This is a genomic window from Pantoea sp. SGAir0184 (genome assembly GCF_043544755.1).
Map to the genome: position 1 here is coordinate 2,347,332 of NZ_CP028050.1, position 19,635 is coordinate 2,366,966.

The following is a 19,635-nucleotide window of genomic DNA, read 5'->3' on the forward strand; positions in this document are numbered from 1 at the left end:
GGCACAATGGTGTTTTATCGCTGTTATCAACGAATCGGTGTAAACGCTACCAATCAGATTTCACGTTCGGGTACAGCGCAAAATCAGCGCGTTAGCTCAAAGGTTGTACAAAGGCTGTGCAAACGCTGGGCTAGTTGTAGCGGGAAAAGCGCGGAAAAATGTAGAGCGGTATCACATCCCAAAACGATGACTAAATCCTCCATATATTCAGCAAAATTAACCGGACATTAACTTTTGCTGTCGATCACACAACCCCGCCGATGACAGAAAAGTGCATATTCTCAGCCGCTGATGACTAACCGCCGCCCGCTCCCCATTCCAGGATAGAGCGAGACAACTCACACAGGAGAATCCCGATGAGCGCGGGTGCCATAACAATTGGGCTGGATTTCGGCAGTGACTCGGTACGAGCGCTGGCCGTGGAGTGCCACAGCGGTAAAGAGCTGGAAAAGGCGGTGGTCAACTATCCGCGCTGGGCAAAGGGTGAATTCTGCGATGCCCATGCCAACCGCTTTCGTCATCATCCTCAGGATTATATTGATGCGCTGGAACAGGCGATCGTCAGCGTGGTGCAGGCGTTAAGTCCGGCGCAGCGCGCCGCGGTGGTGGGTATTGGCGTCGATTCTACCGGCTCGACGCCGGCCCCCATCGATCGCGACGGCAACGTCCTCGCGCTGCGTCCGGAATTCGCCAGCAATCCCAACGCCATGTTTGTGCTGTGGAAAGATCACACCGCCATTGAAGAAGCCGAAGAGATCAACCGCCTGTGCCGCAGCGGCCAGTTCACCGACTATACCCGCTACATCGGCGGCGTTTACTCCTCCGAATGGTTCTGGGCCAAAATTTTGCACGTGTCGCGTGCCGATGCCGCGGTGCGAGAGGCGGCGGTTTCGTGGGTAGAGCTGTGCGACTGGGTGCCCGCGCTGCTGAGCGGCACCACCGCACCGGCCGAACTGCGGCGCGGACGCTGCGCCGCCGGGCACAAATCACTGTGGCATCCGGAGTGGCAGGGTTTACCGCCGGCGGCGTTCTTTCGCGCGCTCGATCCCATGCTGGTAGAACAGCTCGATTCGCCGCTGTTCAGCGATACTTTTACCGCCGATGTGCCGGTCGGCACGCTGTCGGGCGAATGGGCGCAGCGCCTCGGGCTGTCAGAACAGGTGGTGCTGTCCGGTGGCGCCTTTGACTGCCACATGGGCGCGGTTGGCGCGGGCGCACAGCCGTACACGCTGGTGAAAGTGATCGGCACCTCGACCTGCGACATCCTGATCGCCGACAGCGAACAGGTTGGCGATCGCGCGATCAAAGGTATCTGCGGTCAGGTCGACGGCAGCGTAATGCCGGGCGCCATCGGCTGTGAAGCCGGACAATCGGCGTTCGGCGACATCTATGCCTGGTTCAGTCGCCTGCTCGGCTGGCCTTTGCAGCAGGCGGCGCAGCGCCATCCTGAATTACAGCCGCAGCTGGCCGCGCTGCAGCAGGATTTGATCCGCCAGCTGACCGAGGCCTGGGCGGCTAACCCGCAGCTCGATCACCTGCCGGTGGTGCTGGACTGGTTCAACGGTCGCCGCACGCCGGACGCCAACCAGCGTCTGAAAGGCGTGATTACTGACCTCAACCTCGGCACCGATGCGCCGGCGCTTTTCGGTGGGCTGATTGCCGCCACCGCCTTTGGCGCACGCGCGATCATGGAATGCTTCGAGCAGCAGCAGATTCCGGTGCAGAGCATCCTGACGCTCGGCGGCATCGCGCGCAAATCCCCCGCCATCATGCAGGCCTGCTGCGATGTGATGAACCGTCCGCTGGACATAGTTGCTTCCGATGAGTGCTGCGCGCTGGGCGCGGCGATTTTTGCCGCCGTTGCCGCCGGCGTTTACCCCGATGTGCCGGCGGCGCAGCAGGTGATGGCCAGTCCGATTGCCGTCACCCTGCAGCCGGACAGCACGCGCGTGGCGACTTATCAGCAGCTTTATCAACGTTATCAATACTGGTGCCAGGCGGCTGAACCGCAGTACGCCGCGCGCGCCGCATCCGCTAAGTAAAGGAGCGATGAATGGAACAGAAAGTCTGGTTTGTGATTGGTACACAGCATCTCTACGGAGCGGAAACCCTGCGCCAGGTTGAGCAGCATGCGCGCCAGGTGATGGACGGCCTGAACCAGGCCGGTACGCTGCCGGTGCCGCTTGAGCTGAAGCCGCTGGTAAAATCACCGGATGAAGCGCTGGCGCTGTGCCGCGAGGCCAATCACGACAGCCAGTGCGTCGGTATCATTACCTGGCTGCATACCTTTTCGCCGGCAAAAATGTGGATTGGCGGACTGAGTATTTTGCATAAGCCGCTGCTGCAGTTTCACACCCAGTTCAATGCGGAAATTCCGTGGGACAGCATGGACATGGACTTCATGAACCTGAACCAGACCGCGCACGGCGGCCGTGAGTTCGGCTTCATTGGCGCGCGCATGGGTCTGCAGCACAGCGTAGTGACCGGTCACTGGCAGGATAAAACCAGCCAGCAGCGTATTGCGCGCTGGATCAATGCCGCCCTGGCGAAGCAGGCCAGCCAGCAGCTGAAAGTGGCGCGCTTCGGTGACAATATGCGCGAAGTGGCGGTCACCGAAGGCGATAAAGTGGCAGCGCAGATTCAGTTTGGCTATGCGGTTAACGGCTGGGGCGTCGGCGATCTGGTTGAGGTGGTGAACAGCGTCAGCGACGGTGATGTCAACGCGCTGGTCGACGAATACGAGAGCCAGTATCTGTTCAGCGCGGCGGCGTCTGTAAACGGCGACAAGCGGCAGAATGTGCTGGATGCCGCACGCATCGAACTGGGCCTGAAGCGCTTCCTCGATAGCGAAGGCTGTAAAGCCTTTACCACCAATTTCCAGACGCTGCACGGTATGACACAGCTGCCCGGTCTGGCGGTTCAGCGCCTGATGGCTCAGGGCTACGGTTTCGCCGGTGAAGGCGACTGGAAAACCGCCGCGCTGCTGCACATCCTGAAAGTACAGGCCGGCACGCGCGCCGGTGGCACCTCGTTTATGGAGGATTACACCTACCACTTCGCGCCGGGCAACGAGCTGGTGCTGGGCTCGCACATGCTGGAAGTGTGCCCGTCGATCGCCAAAGAGGAGAAGCCGCTGATTGATGTGCAGTTCCTCGGCATTGGCGGTAAAGCCGATCCGGCGCGTCTGATTTTCTCGACGCCGGCGGGTCGCGCGGTGAACGCCAGCGTCATCGACATGGGCGACCGCTTCCGTCTGCTGGTCAACGTGGTCGATACCATTGAACAGCCGCAGGCGCTGCCGAAGCTGCCGGTGGCACGTGCGCTGTGGCGCGCACAGCCGTCGCTGGCCACCGCTTCTGAAGCGTGGATCCTGGCGGGCGGCGCACACCATACGGTGTTCAGCCAGGCGCTGGACGTTGAGGATATGTACCTGTACGGCGAACTGCACGGCATTGAAGTGCTGGTGATTGATGACGAGACGCGCCTGCCGGCCTTCAAAGATGCGCTGCGCTGGAACGACGCGTACTACCGCCTGCAACGTTAATAGTCTGGAATGTTGAAGCAAGCCGCGAGTGTATCGCGGCTTTTTTTTGGCTTAAAACGTGCGGTCCAGTCAACAACGGCAGGCGTTACGTAAAGCCGGCATGAATACTGCCCTGTCGCCCCGGCCGCCCTGGTTTCCTTAATGCAGGTTGGTTGCGCTTTTACCGGAGCCGAATTTGCATCAGCCATTAAGCGTCGTACTGACTACAGCAATGACAATCTCACTTGCCCCATCAAGGCCAGCCCGAATAGCAAAGCGTCCGCGCCAGGGATGGCGCGGCCGATCGGCATGGATGCGGGGTTTCTTTGCGATCGGGCTGGCCTTAATGGGGCCGGGCACCCAATTAACAGCAAACCCACCAAACTTTCACGACTCTTAGCGCTAAAACAGCAACCCCACCCAACATCCACGAATCTGTGCATAAAAAAAGGTGCGCCAGTTTGCGCACCTTTTAACACACACATGCGATGACGACTAAGACGTTAAACGCTTAACCGGCGCGTTCTGCTGGCGGTCCCACATCACCGTCAGCAGACGCTGCAGCGCAATAAAGGCAAACAGCAGGATACCGATGGCGATTTTGGTCCACCACGAACTCAGCGTGCCGTCGAAGTTAATCCATGTCTGAATCAACCCCTGAATCAGCACCCCGAACAGCGTGCCCAGCACCGTACCGACGCCCCCCGACAGCAGCGTACCGCCAATCACCACCGAAGCAATGGCATCCAGCTCGACGCCCAGCCCGGCCAGCGCGTAGCCGGCCGAGGTGTAAATGGAAAATACGATGCCTGCCAGGGTCGCCAGCGTGGTCGACAGCATATAAATCTTAATCGTGGTGGCACGCGTCGACACGCCCATCAACTGAGCCGACGTCAGATTGCCGCCAATGGCGTACACCTGATTACCGAAGCGCGTACGGTGCGCCAGCAGAATGCCCCCCGCCACCACCACCAGCATAATCACCGCCAGCAGGCTGAGACGTCCGCCGCCGGGAATTTTCCACGCCAGGCTCGACAACGTGGTATACAGCGGATGATCGATAGGAATCGAGTTCTCCGACACCAGATAGCTGCAGCCGCGCAGGAAAAACATCCCGGCGAGCGTGATGATAAAGGCCGGGATTTTTAACGCATCAATCAGCCAGCCCATCATGGCACCAAACAGTGCGCCTGCCGCCAGAATCAGGGCAAAGGCCAGCAGCGGGTCAACATGGTAGTCGCCGATGATGCGCGCCAGGAACACGCCGGTGAAGGCGATCACCGCGCCAACGGACAGATCGATGCCGCCGGACAAAATCACAAACGTCATACCGACGGCGATGATGCCGAGAAACGCATTATCAGTGAGGATGTTGCAAATCACCCGCGTTGAGGCAAAGCCGGGAAACTGGCTGAGGCAGAACAGGTAACCCGCGACAAACACCAGCAGGGTAATCATTAACGGTAAATGACGCTTGATCATGGTTTACGTCTCCCCTTCAGCATGGCGATAAAGCGCGGCGACTGCAGCAGCAGAACGCACATCACCACCACCGCTTTCACCACCTGGTTCAGCTCCGGCGGAAAACCTGACAGCAGTATTCCGGTATTCATTGACTGGATAATCAGCGCGCCAACCAGCGACAGCACCAGGTTAAAACGCCCGCCCATCAGCGAGGCGCCACCAATCACTACCGCCAGAATGGCGTCCAGCTCCAGCCACAACCCGGCATTATTGGCATCGGCACCGCGTATATCTGCGGCGACAATCAGCCCGGCTACTGCCGCGCACACGCCGCTGATGGCATAGGTGGACATCACCACCAGCCAGCCGGTCACCCCGGCATTGCGCGCTGCACGCAGGTTGATACCTACCGCTTCGATGAACAGGCCAAGCGCGGTTTTGCGCGTCAGCAGCCACACCGCCACGGCCACCAGCAGGGTAATCCACACCGGTACCGGCAGCAGCCACAGCGAACCGCTGCCAAACCACGCGAGGCTGTCACTGTTAAAGGTGACGATCTGTCCCTGGGTGATCAGCTGCGCGATGCCGCGCCCGGCCACCATCAGAATCAGCGTGGCGACAAACGGCTGAATCTTCAGCAGGGCCACCAGCACGCCGTTCCACAGGCCGCACAGCAGCCCGGTGCCGAGCGTAGCCAGAATAATAAAACTCAGGCTATGCCCCGCCACCGTCAGCGTCGCCGCCGTCGCGCCGGCAATCGCCATTACCGCGCCCACCGACAAATCGATCCCGCCGGTGGCGATCACCAGCGTCATACCAATCGCCAGCAGCGCCACCGGCGCGGCGCGGTTGAGAATGTCAATCGGGCTGCCGAATAACCGCCCGTCCTGAATGTGAATAGCAAAAAAGTTATTCGCCACCAGGCTGTCGATCAGCAGCACCAGAATCAGCGCGACGATCTGCGGCATGCCCGGCGGCAGCTTCGGCTTCCGCCGTTCCGGTTTTTCGTGTGTCATAGGCGATTCAAGCATGTTGTGCTCCTCCGTCCGCGATGGCGTTGACGATCGACGCCACCGACAGCTGCTCCAGCGGAATTTCGGCGACCTGCTTCAGATCGCGCATAATCAGCACGCGATCGGCATAGCCCACCAGCTCTTCCAGTTCAGAGGAGATGACCAGCAGCGCCAGTCCGTCGGCGCACAGGGATTCAATCAGCCGAATGATCTCGGCGTGGGCGCCCACGTCGATACCGCGCGTCGGCTCATCCAGAATCAGAAACTGTGGTTTAGTCACCAGCCAGCGTGACAGCAGCACCTTCTGCTGGTTGCCACCCGACAGCAGCTCCACCGGCTGGTCGGCGTGCGGCGTGCGAATACCCAGACTCTTGATAAAACGCTCGGCTATCGCCTGCTGCTCACGGCGTTTGATCGGCCGCAGCCAGCCACGCTGCGCCTGCAGCGCCAGAATGATGTTTTCCCGCACCGAGGCCGCGCCGATGATGCCGTCAGTTTTACGATCTTCCGGGCAGAAGCCCATGCCGAGACGCGAGGCTTTGGCCGGCGTGCGGATGTGCTGCACTTTGCCTTTGATGGTGGCGGTACCGCGATCGGCGCGGCGGATGCCAAACAGCACCTCGGCGGTCTCGGTGCGCCCGGAGCCGAGCAGTCCGGCCAGCCCCACCACTTCGCCCGGCCGTACCTGCAGGCTAAACGGTTCAATGGTGCCTTTCTTGCCGTAATCCTCAAACGACACCACCGGCTGATTGCTGCGTAACGTGCTGCCCTGGCGCTGCAGTGCGGTTTCCAGCAGCTCTCGCCCCAGCATAAGCTTGATCAGCTCAATCTGCGGCAGCGAGGCGGTGTCCCGCGTGGCGATAAACTGACCGTTGCGCAGTACGGTAATGCGATCGGTGATGCGGTACACCTGGTCGAGAAAGTGGGTGACGAAAATCAGGCTCATACCTTTGGCTTTCAGCTGCTCCATCAGGGTAAACAGCATCTCCACTTCGCTGGCATCGAGGCTGGCAGTTGGTTCATCCAGAATCAGCACCTGCGCGGAGAGATCGACTGCGCGGCAGATCGCAATGATCTGCTGCATCGCCACCGAGTAATGGCCGAGCGGACGCGTCACATCCAGCGCGAAGCCGTAGTTGCGCATCAGCGCATCGGCGTCGCGCACCATGCGCTTGCGATCGATCATGCCGAAGCGGCGCGGCTCGCGGCCAATGTATAGGTTATCCGCCACCGACATATTCGGCAGGAGATTCACTTCCTGATAAACGGTGCCAATGCCCATCTGCTGCGCATCGGCGGTACTGTGCGGCGCAATCACCGCGCCGTTGAGGGTAATGGTGCCGGCATCCCGCGTGTAGACGCCGGTCAGCACTTTAATCAGGGTCGATTTCCCCGCGCCGTTCTCACCCAGCAGCGCCATAATTTCGCCCTTGCGGATGCTGAACGACACGTTATCCAGCGCTTTGACGCCGGGAAAGCCTTTGCTGATGCCGTTGAGGCTCAGCAGGGGTGTTTCATCGTAGCTGCTCATCAGATTCTGCCTCGCTTACGTCATAAAAACCGCCCCGAAGGGCGGTTGCGGGGATCAGTAACCCATGCCTTTTTTCTTATCCAGCTCCGCCTGAGCGTCAGCCGGTAAGAACAGTTTTGATTCGGTTTTGATGATCTTCGGCGGCAGCGTGCCGTCTTTTTTGAATTTCTCCAGCGCGTCAAACGCCGGGCCAGCCATGTCCGGCGTCAGCTCAACGTTGGCGTTGGCCTCGCCGGCCAGCATCGCTTTATAGATATCCGGCACGCCATCAATCGAACCGGTAAGAATATCTTTGCCCGGTTTCAGGCCGGCTTCTTTAATCGCCTGGATGGCGCCGATCGCCATGTCGTCGTTATGCGCATACACCATGCAGATGTTTTTGCCGTTGTTCTCGGCTTTGATGAAGCTCTCCATCACCTCTTTACCCTTACTGCGGGTAAAGTCACCGGACTGCGAGCGAATCACTTTGATGTTGTTGTGGCCGGCGATGGCTTCGGCAAAGCCTTTCTTACGGTCGATCGCCACGCTGGCACCGACGGTACCCTGCAGTTCCACCACGTTACACTGCTTGTCACCGACGGTTTTCACCAGCCAGTCACCAATCAGTTTGCCTTCCAGCACGTTGTCGGCCGTCACCACCGCCATGTACAGCGATTTATCTTTCACCACGATGGCGCGGTCCAGCAGGAACACCGGGATTTTGGCGTCTTTGGCCTCTTCCAGCACCGGTTCCCAGCCAGTCTGGACCACTGGCGCGATGAATATGGCGTCAACGCCCTGAGCGATAAACGAGCGCACCGCTTTGATCTGGTTCTCCTGCTTCTGCTGACCATCGGCAATTTTCAGGGTGATACCGCGCTTTTGCGCTTCACTTTTTGCCACGTTGGTTTCGGCAGAACGCCAGCCGGATTCAGAACCGACCTGCGAGAAGCCCACCGTCATGTCGGCAGCCAGAACCGATGTGCTGAGTGCGGCGCTGACCATGGTGGTCAAGAGTAAACGTTTCCACATAATTTTCATTCCTCTGAAGGGAGTGTGCTGTAGGGGTACAAACGCGCTTCAAGCCTGGCGCAATTGCGCTAAAACAAGCGCGACACACCTCACAAAACAGAATGAATTAAAGGGGTTACGCGTATCAGCGTGTCAGACAGCTGACTCAGCTTATGGACAAAACGCCTGAACTTTATGTCAGCGGAGGTTAAATAACTGTAATAAACAGAAGCGGTTATGACCGCAGGCACTGGAAACGATTACAACGGACACGTAAAGAATGGTTATTCATGCGGGCGGCAGGCAATGTTCTGTTTTGTGATAATTCGCACACTTGCGATTTGACGTTTCATCACAGCTGCACCCTTGTGCGTCACCCGTTACCGATAAATCGCTTTTTCGCGCCTGCTGCGTTTCAAAATAAGCGCAACAAAAGTGCGAAAAATAGCGTCTGGAATACCGTTTAAGGCAGCTGTTAAATTTTCTCACCAGCCCCCGGTTAACGGGGCCAAAAACGCGCCTGACGCGCAGGAAAATGCGCGTTAAAAAAGATAAAAGCGTAAAAAAGTCCCTTTTGATGAGCGAATTAGCGCACGTTGTCTGAATTTTGAATTTTTTTAACCGCGGTGTCTGGACTCTGGCCGCGTGCTCCCTATACTTGAGCACTTCCCCGTTCTCTATCTTTTATGGCAATCATGACTGCGCTCGATTACCTGCTGAAATTTCGTAAAGTGAATAATCTTGAGAGTCTGGAAAAACTCTACGATCACCTCAATTATTCGCTCACTGATGATAACGAGATCATTAATATGTACCGCGCCGCCGATCACCGCCGTGCTGAACTCGCCTCAGGTGGCCGTCTGTATGACCTCGGCTGTGTGCCGAAATCCGTCTGGCGCTACGTGGTGTAAAGCGCGCTTATCTCTGTTTCTGCCCCTGGTGCGCTGTCCGAATCGGGCGTGACCCGTTTGGACATGGTACGCTCTGCCTCGTCTTTTTTCTTACATCAGGATGAACAACATGTCCGAATCGCTAAACCCGCCGCGTATTGCCGGCTGGCTGCTGCTGCCGCTGGCCTGGCTGATTATGACGATGCTGACCAGCGCGCTGGTGGTGGCGCTCTATCTGCGGCCGCTGTTTGACACGGAACTGCGCACCACGCTGTTTTCTCACGCCAGTATTTTAATGACGCAGTGGCTGGTGTCCTTACTCACCGCCGCCGCGGTGTGGCTGTACAGCATCTGGGTGTGCTGGATCTTTTGTCAGCGTTCGCGCCGTCTGCCACGTCACTACATTCTCTGGCTGCTGATGACCGTATTGCTGGCGCTGAAAACCTTCGCTTTTACGCCGGTGGCCGATGGGAAAGCGATCCAGACATTGCTGCTGGCCCTGCTCTCGGCGGCAGTCTTTGTGCCCTACTTCAAACGCTCACAGCGGGTCAAACAGACCTTTATTCAGCCCTGATGACGCTCTTTTCGTCAGGAATTTAATTCTGAGTGCTCTCAGCCAGCGCACGAATCGCGCAAAGGTTGAGATGCACCTCTCAATTCCGGATAATAAACGCCTTTCGGCTCCCCAGGTTAAAAAATGACCGATTACTTACTGCTCTTTATTGGCACAGTGCTGGTGAACAACTTCGTGTTGGTCAAATTCCTCGGCCTTTGCCCTTTTATGGGCGTGTCAAAAAAACTGGAAACGGCCATTGGCATGGGACTTGCCACCACGTTCGTCATTACGCTGGCGTCGATTTGCGCCTGGCTGGTGAATCACCTGATTCTGCTGCCGCTTGATCTGGTGTACCTGCGTACCATGGCCTATATCCTGGTGATTGCGGTAGTGGTGCAGTTCACCGAAATGGTGGTGCGTAAAACCAGCCCGTCGCTGTATCGCCTGCTCGGTATCTTTTTGCCGCTGATCACCACCAACTGCGCAGTGCTGGGCGTGCCGCTGCTGAGCGTCAACCTCAACCACACGTTCCTGCAGGCGGCGCTGTACGGCTTCAGTGCGTCACTCGGCTTTTCGCTGGTGATGGTGCTGTTCGCTGGCATGCGTGAACGTCTGGTGCTGGCCAACGTGCCGGCACCGTTCAAAGGAAACTCCATTGCCCTGATCACCGCTGGCCTGATGGCGCTGGCGTTCATGGGCTTTACCGGTCTGGTGAAATTCTGATATGACCGCGATTTGGATTGCTATTGCTGTTCTGGCGGCGCTGGCACTGGTGTTTGGTGCCCTGCTGGGCTACGCCTCGCGCCGCTTTGAAGTAGAAGAAGACCCGATTGTTGAGCAGATCGATGCGATTCTGCCGCAGAGCCAGTGCGGCCAGTGTGGCTATCCCGGCTGCCGTCCGTACGCCGATGCGGTGGGCAATAACGGTGAAGCCATTAATAAATGTGCGCCGGGCGGCGAACAGACCATGCTGAAGCTGGCCGAACTGCTCAACGTTGAACCGCAGCCGCTGGACGGCGGCGCGGAGGTGCTGACGCCGGTTCGCACCGTGGCGTGGATTGACGAAGCCAACTGCATTGGCTGCACCAAATGTATTCAGGCCTGTCCGGTTGACGCCATCGTCGGTGCGACGCGCGCCATGCATACCGTGCTGAGCGATGTCTGCACCGGCTGCGACCTGTGCGTCGCGCCCTGTCCCACCGACTGTATTGAGATGCGCCCGGTTGCCACCACCACGGCCAACTGGAAGTGGGATCTCGACACCATACCTGTACGGGTGATCCCGGTAGAACATCATGCTTAATCTGTTATCGCTGCTGCGCAAAGACAAGCTGTGGGATTTCGAAGGCGGCATTCACCCGCCGGAAATGAAAACCCAGTCCAGCGGCACGCCGCTCAGCCAGCTCCCGCTGCCTGAACAGTTCATTATTCCGTTGAAACAGCATATCGGCCACGAAGGCGAAATCTGTGTGGCGCCGGGCGATAAGGTGCTGCGCGGCCAGCCGCTGACCTTTGGCAGCGGCCGGATGCTGCCGGTGCACGCGCCCACTTCCGGCACCATTGAAGCCATCTCGCCACACATGACGGCGCACCCTTCCGGCCTGTCCGAGCTGTGCGTTTTCCTGCGCGCCGATGGCGAAGACCGCTGGATGCCGCTCGATCCGCAGCCGGACTATCGCGCGCTGGGTCGGGACGCGGTAGTGAAACGCATCCACGAAGCCGGTATTGCAGGCCTCGGCGGCGCGGGCTTCCCGACCGCCACCAAACTGCGTGGCGGACTGCGCGGCGTCAACACGCTGATCATCAACGCCGCCGAGTGCGAACCTTACATCACGGCGGACGACCGCCTGATGCAGGATTGTGCGGCGGAAGTGCTGGAGGGCTGCCGCATCCTCGCCTGGGTGCTGCAGGCGGAGCGCGTGCTGATTGGCATTGAAGACAATAAGCCGGAGGCGATTGCCGCGCTGAAACAGGCGCTGGCCGGTGACCGCGAGCTGCAGCTGCGGGTGATCCCAACCAAGTACCCTTCCGGCGGCGCCAAACAGCTGACCAAAATTCTCACCGGGCGGGAAGTGCCGCACGGCGGACGCTCCACCGACATTGGCGTGCTGATGCAGAACGTCGGCACCGCCTGGGCGGTGAAGCGCGCCATTGTCAATGGCGAACCGATTACAGAGCGCGTGGTGACGCTGACCGGCGAGGCCATTGCCCGGCCGCGTAATGTCTGGGGTCGTCTCGGTACCCCGGTAAGCCATCTGTTGCAACAGGTCGGTTTCACGCCGGGCGCGCGCCAGATGGTGATCATGGGCGGGCCGCTGATGGGCTTTACCCTGCCGTCCCTCAACGTGCCGGTGGTGAAGATCACCAACTGTATTCTGGCACCGTCGGCCAGCGAGATGGGGCAACCGCAGGAAGAACAGTCCTGCATCCGCTGCAGCGCCTGCGCTGACGCCTGCCCGGCAAAACTGCTGCCGCAGCAGCTGTACTGGTACAGCCAGGGTGGCGATCATGATAAAGCGCGCGCCCATCACATTGATGACTGCATTGAGTGCGGTGCCTGTGCGTATGTCTGTCCCAGCAATATTCCGCTGGTGCAGTATTACCGCCAGGAAAAAGCCGAACTGCGCGCCATCGATCTGGAGGCCAAACGCACCGCCGAAGCCAAAGCACGCTTTGAAGCGCGTCAGGCACGCCTTGAGCGGGAAAAACTGGCGCGGGAGGCGCGCCACGAGCAGGCCAAACAGCGAGTTGCGCGCAGCGACAAAGCAGAGCTCGAAGCAGCAACCGGGCGCGTGAAAGCGCGTCCGGCGAAGACGCCGGAGCAGGAAGCGGCAGAACGCGAAGCGCGCCATGCCCGGGCGCTGGCGCAGCAGGCTGAGAAGCAGGCTGAAACCGAACCGCTAAGCCGCCAGGCCATTGACCCGCGCAAGGCCGCCGTGGAAGCCGCCATTGCGCGTGCCAAAGCGAAAAAAGTAGCCGCGCCGGCACAGCCAGCCGCTGACACCACGACCGCAGAAAGCGATCCGCGCAAAGCGGCGGTTGAAGCCGCTATTGCGCGCGCCAAAGCGAAGAAAGCTGCCGCAGCGCAGACGCCGGCCGATGCTGAGCCGGCAGCCGAAGCGCCAGCAGCTGAAGTCGATCCGCGCAAAGCCGCAGTCGAAGCCGCTATTGCGCGCGCCAAAGCGAAGAAAGCGGCGGCGGCGCAGACGCCGGCCGACGCTGAGCCGGCAGCGGAAACGCCAGCGGCTGAGGTCGATCCGCGCAAAGCCGCAGTCGAAGCGGCTATTGCGCGTGCCAAAGCGAAGAAAGCTGCGGCCGCGCAGACGCCGGCCGACGCTGAGCCGGCAGCGGAAACGCCCGCAGCTGAGGTCGATCCGCGCAAAGCCGCAGTCGAAGCTGCTATCGCCCGTGCCAAAGCGAAGAAAGCCGCGGCCGCGCAGACGTCGGCCGACGCTGAGCCAGCAGCGGAAACACCCGCAGCTGAGGTCGATCCGCGCAAAGCCGCAGTCGAAGCCGCTATCGCCCGTGCCAAAGCGAAGAAAGCCGCGGCCGCAGCGCAGCAGACAGCCGACGCGCCCGCCGCATCCCCTGAAGTGGAGGCTGCTGCCTCTCCTGACTCCGCCGACCCACGCAAAGCGGCGATTGCCGCAGCGGTCGCCCGTGCCAAAGCGCGTAAAGCGCAGCAGCAGCCTTCGACGACTGAGGACTAAATGGCTTTTCGTATTGCAAGTTCGCCTTATACCCATAACCGCCGCAGCACCGGCAACATCATGCTGCTGGTGGTGCTGGCCGCGCTGCCCGGCATGGCGGCACAGTGGTATTTCTTCGGCATCGGCTTCCTGATTCAGGTGCTGCTGGCGGTCGCTACCGCATGGATCACCGAAGGCGCGATTCTGCGCCTGCGTCACGCGCCGGTAGTGCCGACGCTGGCGGATAACTCTGCCCTGCTGACGGCGCTGCTGCTGGGCATCAGCCTGCCGCCGCTGGCGCCGTGGTGGCTGGTAGTGCTCGGTACCGTATTTGCCGTGGTTATCGCCAAGCAACTGTACGGCGGCCTCGGCCAGAATCCGTTCAATCCGGCCATGGTCGGTTATGTGGTACTGCTGATCTCCTTCCCGGTGCAGATGACCAGCTGGCTGCCGCCGGATGTCCTGCAGGCCATTAAACCTGGCCTGATGGACTCACTCAGTATGATTTTTACCGGCCACACGCTGGCCGGTGACACCATGCAGCAGTTGCAGTTGGGTGTGGATGGCGTGAGCCAGGCCACGCCGCTGGATACCTTTAAAACCGGCCTGCGCGCCGGGCACAGCGCCGAACAGCTGCTGGCCCAGCCGATTTACGGCGGCGTACTGGCCGGCCTCGGCTGGCAGTGGGTCAATCTCGGCTATCTGCTCGGCGGCATGCTGCTGCTGGCGAAGAACGCCATCCGCTGGCATATCCCGTTCAGCTTCCTGCTGTCGCTGGCGCTGTGCGCCACGCTCGGCTGGCTGTTCGCGCCGCAGTCGCTGAACTCGCCGCTGGTGCATCTGTTCTCCGGGGCGACCATGCTCGGTGCCTTCTTTATTGCCACCGATCCGGTCACCGCGTCTACCACCAACCGTGGCCGGCTGATTTACGGTGCGCTGATTGGCCTGCTGGTGTGGCTGATTCGCAGCTTCGGTGGCTATCCGGATGGCGTCGCCTTCGCGGTGCTGCTCGCCAACATCTGCGTGCCGCTGATTGACTACTACACGCAGCCGCGCGTGTATGGACATCGCAGGGACTGATGATGATCGAAACCATTCGTAAAAACGCGTTCACGCTGGGCATGTTTGCCGTGATCACCACCGGCGTGACGGCGGTGGTCAACTATGTCACCAAACCGACAGTCGATCACCAGACTGCGCTGCAGCAGAAAAACCTGCTCGACCAGGTGGTGCCCACCGATTTGTACGACAACAATATTCAGCAGGAGTGTTTGCTGGTGACCGATGCCCGCGCGCTCGGCAACGACAAACCGCATCATCTGTATGTGGCGCGCAAAGGGGATCAACCGGTGGCCGCCGCACTTGAGACCACCGCCCCCGACGGCTATTCTGGCGCGATACAGATGCTGGTCGGCGCCGATTTTCACGGCAAAGTGCTGGGCGTACGCGTAATTGAACATCATGAGACGCCGGGTCTGGGTGATAAAATCGAGCTGCGAATTTCCGACTGGATCAACAGTTTTAACGGCAAAGTGGTGCACGGTGCCGACGATAAAGCCTTTGCCGTGAAAAAAGACGGTGGCGAATTTGACCAGTTTACCGGCGCGACCATTACGCCGCGCGCGGTGGTCAACGCCACCAAACGCACGGCGCTGCTGATTGAAACGCTGCCAGCGAAGCTCGCTTCGCTGCCTGAATGTGGAGATGCACCATGAGTGAAGCGAAAAATTTACTGATTGGCGGACTGTGGAAGAACAACTCGGCGCTGGTGCAGCTACTGGGGCTCTGTCCGCTGCTGGCGGTGACCTCAACCGCCACTAACGCGCTGGGCCTCGGACTGGCAACCACGCTGGTACTGACCATCACCAACAGTGCGATTTCCGCTTCGCGCCGCTGGGTGCCGGGTGAAATTCGTATTCCGATCTACGTGATGATCATCGCCTCAGTGGTGAGCTGCGTGCAGATGCTGATCAACGCCTATGCCTATGGCCTGTATCAGTCGCTGGGCATCTTTATCCCGTTGATCGTCACCAACTGCATTGTGGTGGGACGTGCGGAAGCGGTGGCATCGAAAAGCAGCATTCCGCTGGCTGCGCTGGATGGCTTTGCCATCGGCATGGGCGCTACCTGCGCAATGGTGACGCTGGGTTCGATTCGTGAACTGATTGGTAACGGCACGCTGTTCAATGGCGCTGACCAGCTGCTGGGGCCATGGGCTAAAGCGCTGCGCATTGAAGTGGTGCATTTTGATTCACCGATGCTGCTGGCGATGCTGCCGCCGGGTGCGTTTATCGGCCTCGGTATGCTGCTGGCCGGCAAATACCTGATCGATCAGAAAATGAAGCAGCGCGCCGCACGTCAGCTGGACGCTGCTGCCGCCGCGCCGCAGGGCGAAACCGGGAAGGCTGTGTGAATAAGGATAAACGCCTGCAGATCCTCACGCGGCTGCGTGACGCCAATCCCCATCCGACCACCGAACTGAATTTCAGCTCACCGTTTGAGCTGCTGATCGCTGTGCTGTTATCGGCACAGGCAACCGATGTCAGCGTCAACAAAGCCACCGCCCGACTCTATCCAGTGGCCAATACGCCAGCGGCAATGCTGGCGCTCGGCGTGGAAGGCGTTAAAGAGTACATCAAGACAATTGGCCTGTTTAACAGCAAAGCGGAAAACGTCATCAAAACCTGCCGCATTCTGCTGGAGCAGCACGGCGGTGTGGTGCCGGAAGACCGCGCGGCACTGGAAGCCCTGCCCGGCGTCGGGCGTAAAACCGCCAACGTGGTGCTCAATACCGCTTTTGGCTGGCCCACCATTGCCGTGGATACCCACATTTTCCGCGTCAGCAATCGCACCCGCTTTGCGCCGGGTAAAAACGTTGAGGAAGTAGAACAGAAGCTGCTCAAGGTGGTGCCGGCCGACTTTAAGGTCGACTGCCATCACTGGCTGATTCTGCACGGTCGCTACACCTGCGTGGCGCGTAAACCGCGCTGCGGCTCCTGCCTGATTGAAGATTTGTGTGAGTTCACGGAAAAGACCGACTGATCAATAACGGCGCGACCCTGCGCGCCGTAGATTGCTTATTAACCGTTATCGCGCCGCCTGCAGCCACGCCACGACCAGCGGCGACAGCCGGTTTTGTAACGCGGCGCGTTCAGACTGGAACAGCGTGGCGACAAAGAACGGATGATCGGTCAGCTCTACCCCGCGCACATCCCCCTCCAGATCCCATGAGGTAATACGCAGATTGCGCGTGGCCAGCGCCTCGCTGAACTCAGCGTTAACGCCAAAGTTGCAGTGATAGCCTTCGTTACTCTGCAGCGCGCCGTAGGCCAGAGCAATACGCGAACCCGGCTCAAACGTGACCTCACCGCGCTGCTCGACCAGCGAGCAGGCCAGTGGCGCAATCACCCAGCGCGCGTCAGGATCGGTCTCGGCATGGCCAGCATCCTCCCAGCCCAGCACGTTGCGCGCGTATTCCACCACCGCATATTGAAAGCCGGCGCACGAGCCTAAAAAGGGTTTACCGCTTTCGCGCGCCCAGCGAATGACGTCGAACACGCCGGCATCATTCAGGAAGGGACTGCCAGGCACCACCCAGACGGCATCATAGTCGTGCAGACGCGGCAGATCGATTTCCGGCGTCGCGATCCAGTCGGCGGTTACGTTAAGTGAGAGAGAGGTTGCGGCAAGCTGAACAGCGGGAGGAATAGCCTGGTGCGCGACAGCACTGGCACGGTAATCGCCCACGAGAGCGACACGAACGGACTGCTTCATGATGAGTTCCTTGCAGGGAAAAAACGAGGTTACAGCAATTTATTCAGGCTGTCTAAGGGCTGGCGATCGGCTATCCCTCCTCCCCCTGCCTGGCGCAACAAGTCACTGCCGCCGGGGGTGCTGCAGAGCTTATACGATGAAAGCTGCGATTAAGTGGTGAAATTGTCGGCAAACGGGAGAGCGGCAATCGTTTTCTTTTTTTACATTTCTAATTAATTGATAATTTTGTGCGCAGGATCAACAAATTAGCCTGCGGCGAACTGTTAGCCGCTTATTGTGCTCAACAATCAGACAATTGCGCTTACTTCTTCGGCAAAAATCAGGGGAATCATCCAGCTTAATGGGCTGGATAATATTATGTCCTGCCCGGAGCAGGAAAAGCAGTTTATCTCAGGAAAATCCATCAACCGATCTGCAACAAGAACAATTATCCTGCTATAATGTCACGCAGTGATATTTAACACTGATTTACAAGTTATTATCCTGGTTATAACCCTGCCTGTAACAAGTATTTCAGCGTGCAGAAAATGCTTGCCCTGTTGGCCTGATTCAGCCAAATTAGGCGCCGTTTTTCCTTTCTAATAACAATGTTGCGCGGGATTACCCAGCCCGACGCAGACTTAATTCCTGTTGTAAAACAGGCGATGTATAAACTGAGGTATACGTGTCAACTGCAAACAAACACACTGATGAGGCGGTAAGCCTTAACGCCTTCCGTCAGCCGAAAGCGTTCTATTTGATCTTCTCCATCGAACTGTGGGAGCGTTTTGGCTACTACGGTCTGCAAGCCATCATGGCGGTCTATCTGGTGAAACAGCTGGGGATGTCCGAAGCGGACTCCATCACCCTGTTCACCTCGTTCAGCGCACTGGTTTACGGCCTGGTTGCCATTGGCGGCTGGCTGGGCGACAAAGTGCTCGGCACCAAACGCGTGATTATTCTCGGCGTCATTGTGCTGGCGCTGGGCTATGCGATGATTGCCTTCTCCGGTCATGACACCACCATGGTGTATGTCGGCATGGCGACCATCGCCGTGGGTAGCGGGCTGTTCAAGGCTAACCCTTCTTCACTGCTGTCGACCTGCTACGAGAAAGACGATCCGCGCATCGACGGTGCTTTCACCATGTTCTACATGTCGATCAACATCGGTTCGCTGTTCTCGATGATGCTGACTCCGTGGCTGGCGGCCAAATATGGCTGGGGCGCGGCGTTTTCGCTGTCGGTGGTGGGCCTGGTGATCACCCTGCTGAACTTCCTGTTCTGCCAGCGCCTGGTGAAGAATTACGGCTCCAAACCAGACTTTGCGCCGCTGCAGGTCGGTAAGCTGCTGATGACCCTTGTCGGCGTGGTTGCGCTGATCGCACTGGCCACCTGGCTGCTGCATCATCAGAGCATTGCCCGCATGACGCTGGGCGTGATCGCGATCGGTATCGTGCTGGTGTTTGCCAAAGAAGCCTTTGCGCTGCACGGTGCGGCACGCCGCAAAATGATCGTTGCATTCCTGCTGATGGTCGAAGCCATTGTGTTCTTCGTGCTGTACATGCAGATGCCAACCTCGCTGAACTTCTTCGCCATCCGTAACGTTGAGCACGCGATTCTCGGTATCACCTTTGAGCCGGAACAGTTCCAGGCGCTCAATCCGTTCTGGATCATGGTGGCCAGCCCGATTCTGGCGGCAGTTTATAACAAGCTTGGCGATAAGCTGCCGATGCCGCACAAGTTTGCCATTGGCATGGTGCTGTGCTCTGCAGCGTTCCTGGTGCTGCCGTTTGGCGCGAAATTCGCGAACCAGGCAGGTATCGTTTCGGTGAACTGGCTGATTCTGAGCTACGCGCTGCAGAGTATCGGTGAGCTGATGATCTCCGGTCTCGGCCTGGCGATGGTGGCGCAGCTGGTGCCGCAGCGTCTGATGGGCTTCATTATGGGTTCCTGGTTCCTCACCACCGCTGGCGCCGCGATGATTGCCGGTAAGGTAGCGAACCTGATGGCGGTGCCGGAAAACGTCACCGATCCTCACGCCTCACTGGCCGTGTATAGCCAGGTGTTCCAGCAGATTGGTATCGCCACTGGCGTAATCGCCCTGCTGATGCTGATTACCGCCCCGCTGCTCAACCGCATGACGCAGGATGATGCGCAGGCAGAACTGAAGCGCGCCAGCGCCAACCAGTAATCGTTTCTGAGCCGGGCTAAGCCCGGCTTTTTTTA

17 protein-coding genes are annotated in these 19,635 nt (G+C 59.1%); 12 read left to right on the forward strand and 5 right to left on the reverse strand.

What is annotated here, in order from left to right; genetic code table 11:
• Positions 1–356: 356 nt before the first annotated feature.
• Positions 357–2,042, forward strand: a complete 1,686-nt coding sequence (locus tag C1N60_RS10990; RefSeq protein WP_394520844.1) for a ribulokinase — start codon at positions 357–359, stop codon at positions 2,040–2,042.
• An 11-nt stretch (positions 2,043–2,053) separates the two neighbouring features.
• Positions 2,054–3,544, forward strand: coding sequence for an L-arabinose isomerase (gene araA, locus C1N60_RS10995; protein WP_241797861.1), 1,491 nt, complete (start codon positions 2,054–2,056; stop codon positions 3,542–3,544).
• 474 nt (positions 3,545–4,018) lie between these two features.
• Here araA and yjfF read toward each other — a convergent pair whose 3' ends face one another.
• From yjfF to ytfQ, 4 genes are read right to left on the reverse strand one after another with little or no spacing between them, the layout of a single operon-like run.
• Entirely contained in the window at positions 4,019–5,005 is a 987-nt protein-coding gene (gene yjfF, locus C1N60_RS11000) for a galactofuranose ABC transporter, permease protein YjfF (protein ID WP_021506182.1), read from the reverse strand.
• The gene (gene ytfT, locus C1N60_RS11005; RefSeq protein ID WP_058758461.1) at positions 5,002–6,018 is read right to left on the reverse strand and encodes a galactofuranose ABC transporter, ATP-binding protein YtfT; all 1,017 of its coding nucleotides are present in this window, start codon (positions 6,016–6,018) and stop codon (positions 5,002–5,004) included. The genes yjfF and ytfT overlap by 4 nt, the downstream gene beginning before the upstream one ends.
• Complete coding sequence (locus C1N60_RS11010; protein WP_394520845.1) at positions 6,011–7,531, reverse strand: sugar ABC transporter ATP-binding protein; 1,521 nt, start codon at positions 7,529–7,531, stop codon at positions 6,011–6,013. The genes ytfT and C1N60_RS11010 overlap by 8 nt, the downstream gene beginning before the upstream one ends.
• A 54-nt stretch (positions 7,532–7,585) precedes the next feature.
• Positions 7,586–8,542: a galactofuranose ABC transporter, galactofuranose-binding protein YtfQ gene (gene ytfQ / locus C1N60_RS11015; RefSeq protein WP_021506185.1), complete on the reverse strand. Its 957-nt coding sequence runs from the start codon at positions 8,540–8,542 to the stop codon at positions 7,586–7,588.
• A gap of 674 nt (positions 8,543–9,216) precedes the next feature.
• Between ytfQ and ydgT the strand changes: the two genes are divergently transcribed.
• From ydgT to nth, 9 genes are all read left to right on the forward strand, one after another.
• The gene (gene ydgT / locus C1N60_RS11020) at positions 9,217–9,432 is read left to right on the forward strand and encodes a transcription modulator YdgT (protein ID WP_010618950.1); all 216 of its coding nucleotides are present in this window, start codon (positions 9,217–9,219) and stop codon (positions 9,430–9,432) included.
• A gap of 109 nt (positions 9,433–9,541) precedes the next feature.
• Entirely contained in the window at positions 9,542–9,985 is a 444-nt protein-coding gene (locus C1N60_RS11025; RefSeq protein ID WP_394520846.1) for a DUF2569 domain-containing protein, read from the forward strand.
• Positions 9,986–10,108: 123 nt separating this feature from the next.
• The gene (gene rsxA / locus C1N60_RS11030; RefSeq protein WP_010618951.1) at positions 10,109–10,690 is read left to right on the forward strand and encodes an electron transport complex subunit RsxA; all 582 of its coding nucleotides are present in this window, start codon (positions 10,109–10,111) and stop codon (positions 10,688–10,690) included.
• Position 10,691: 1 nt separating this feature from the next.
• On the forward strand, positions 10,692–11,270 hold the full coding sequence (gene rsxB / locus C1N60_RS11035) for an electron transport complex subunit RsxB (protein WP_021506189.1): 579 nt from the start codon (positions 10,692–10,694) through the stop codon (positions 11,268–11,270).
• Complete coding sequence (rsxC, locus tag C1N60_RS11040; protein ID WP_394520847.1) at positions 11,263–13,677, forward strand: electron transport complex subunit RsxC; 2,415 nt, start codon at positions 11,263–11,265, stop codon at positions 13,675–13,677. The genes rsxB and rsxC overlap by 8 nt, the downstream gene beginning before the upstream one ends.
• Positions 13,678–14,736: an electron transport complex subunit RsxD gene (gene rsxD, locus C1N60_RS11045; RefSeq protein WP_058769716.1), complete on the forward strand. Its 1,059-nt coding sequence runs from the start codon at positions 13,678–13,680 to the stop codon at positions 14,734–14,736.
• 2 nt (positions 14,737–14,738) lie between these two features.
• Positions 14,739–15,371 (forward strand): electron transport complex subunit RsxG, encoded by a 633-nt coding sequence (gene rsxG / locus C1N60_RS11050; RefSeq protein ID WP_031279157.1) that lies wholly within the window; start codon positions 14,739–14,741, stop codon positions 15,369–15,371.
• On the forward strand, positions 15,368–16,069 hold the full coding sequence (locus C1N60_RS11055; protein ID WP_152391060.1) for an electron transport complex subunit E: 702 nt from the start codon (positions 15,368–15,370) through the stop codon (positions 16,067–16,069). The genes rsxG and C1N60_RS11055 overlap by 4 nt, the downstream gene beginning before the upstream one ends.
• Positions 16,066–16,698, forward strand: a complete 633-nt coding sequence (gene nth / locus C1N60_RS11060; protein ID WP_021506194.1) for an endonuclease III — start codon at positions 16,066–16,068, stop codon at positions 16,696–16,698. Before C1N60_RS11055 ends, nth begins: the two co-directional genes overlap by 4 nt.
• 45 nt (positions 16,699–16,743) lie before the next feature.
• Here the strand turns inward: nth and C1N60_RS11065 are convergent, their stop codons facing one another.
• Entirely contained in the window at positions 16,744–17,430 is a 687-nt protein-coding gene (locus C1N60_RS11065; RefSeq protein ID WP_262255779.1) for a CTP synthase C-terminal region-related (seleno)protein, read from the reverse strand.
• A 664-nt stretch (positions 17,431–18,094) separates the two neighbouring features.
• Here C1N60_RS11065 and dtpA point away from each other — a divergent pair.
• Positions 18,095–19,600 carry a dipeptide/tripeptide permease DtpA gene (gene dtpA / locus C1N60_RS11070; RefSeq protein ID WP_058757699.1) on the forward strand — a complete coding sequence of 502 codons (1,506 nt, stop codon included), beginning with the start codon at positions 18,095–18,097 and terminating at the stop codon, positions 19,598–19,600.
• The last annotated feature ends 35 nt before the right edge of the window (positions 19,601–19,635 follow it).

Bases quoted from the DNA above. Each gene is read 5' to 3' on its own strand.
- C1N60_RS10990 (WP_394520844.1), top strand. From the start codon at position 357: ATGAGCGCGGGTGCCATAACAATTGGGCTGGATTTCGGCAGTGACTCG.
- araA (WP_241797861.1), top strand. From the start codon at position 2,054: ATGGAACAGAAAGTCTGGTTTGTGATTGGTACACAGCATCTCTACGGA.
- yjfF (WP_021506182.1), bottom strand. From the start codon at position 5,005: ATGATCAAGCGTCATTTACCGTTAATGATTACCCTGCTGGTGTTTGTC.
- ytfT (WP_058758461.1), bottom strand. From the start codon at position 6,018: ATGCTTGAATCGCCTATGACACACGAAAAACCGGAACGGCGGAAGCCG.
- C1N60_RS11010 (WP_394520845.1), bottom strand. From the start codon at position 7,531: ATGAGCAGCTACGATGAAACACCCCTGCTGAGCCTCAACGGCATCAGC.
- ytfQ (WP_021506185.1), bottom strand. From the start codon at position 8,542: ATGTGGAAACGTTTACTCTTGACCACCATGGTCAGCGCCGCACTCAGC.
- ydgT (WP_010618950.1), top strand. From the start codon at position 9,217: ATGACTGCGCTCGATTACCTGCTGAAATTTCGTAAAGTGAATAATCTT.
- C1N60_RS11025 (WP_394520846.1), top strand. From the start codon at position 9,542: ATGTCCGAATCGCTAAACCCGCCGCGTATTGCCGGCTGGCTGCTGCTG.
- rsxA (WP_010618951.1), top strand. From the start codon at position 10,109: ATGACCGATTACTTACTGCTCTTTATTGGCACAGTGCTGGTGAACAAC.
- rsxB (WP_021506189.1), top strand. From the start codon at position 10,692: ATGACCGCGATTTGGATTGCTATTGCTGTTCTGGCGGCGCTGGCACTG.
- rsxC (WP_394520847.1), top strand. From the start codon at position 11,263: ATGCTTAATCTGTTATCGCTGCTGCGCAAAGACAAGCTGTGGGATTTC.
- rsxD (WP_058769716.1), top strand. From the start codon at position 13,678: ATGGCTTTTCGTATTGCAAGTTCGCCTTATACCCATAACCGCCGCAGC.
- rsxG (WP_031279157.1), top strand. From the start codon at position 14,739: ATGATCGAAACCATTCGTAAAAACGCGTTCACGCTGGGCATGTTTGCC.
- C1N60_RS11055 (WP_152391060.1), top strand. From the start codon at position 15,368: ATGAGTGAAGCGAAAAATTTACTGATTGGCGGACTGTGGAAGAACAAC.
- C1N60_RS11065 (WP_262255779.1), bottom strand. From the start codon at position 17,430: ATGAAGCAGTCCGTTCGTGTCGCTCTCGTGGGCGATTACCGTGCCAGT.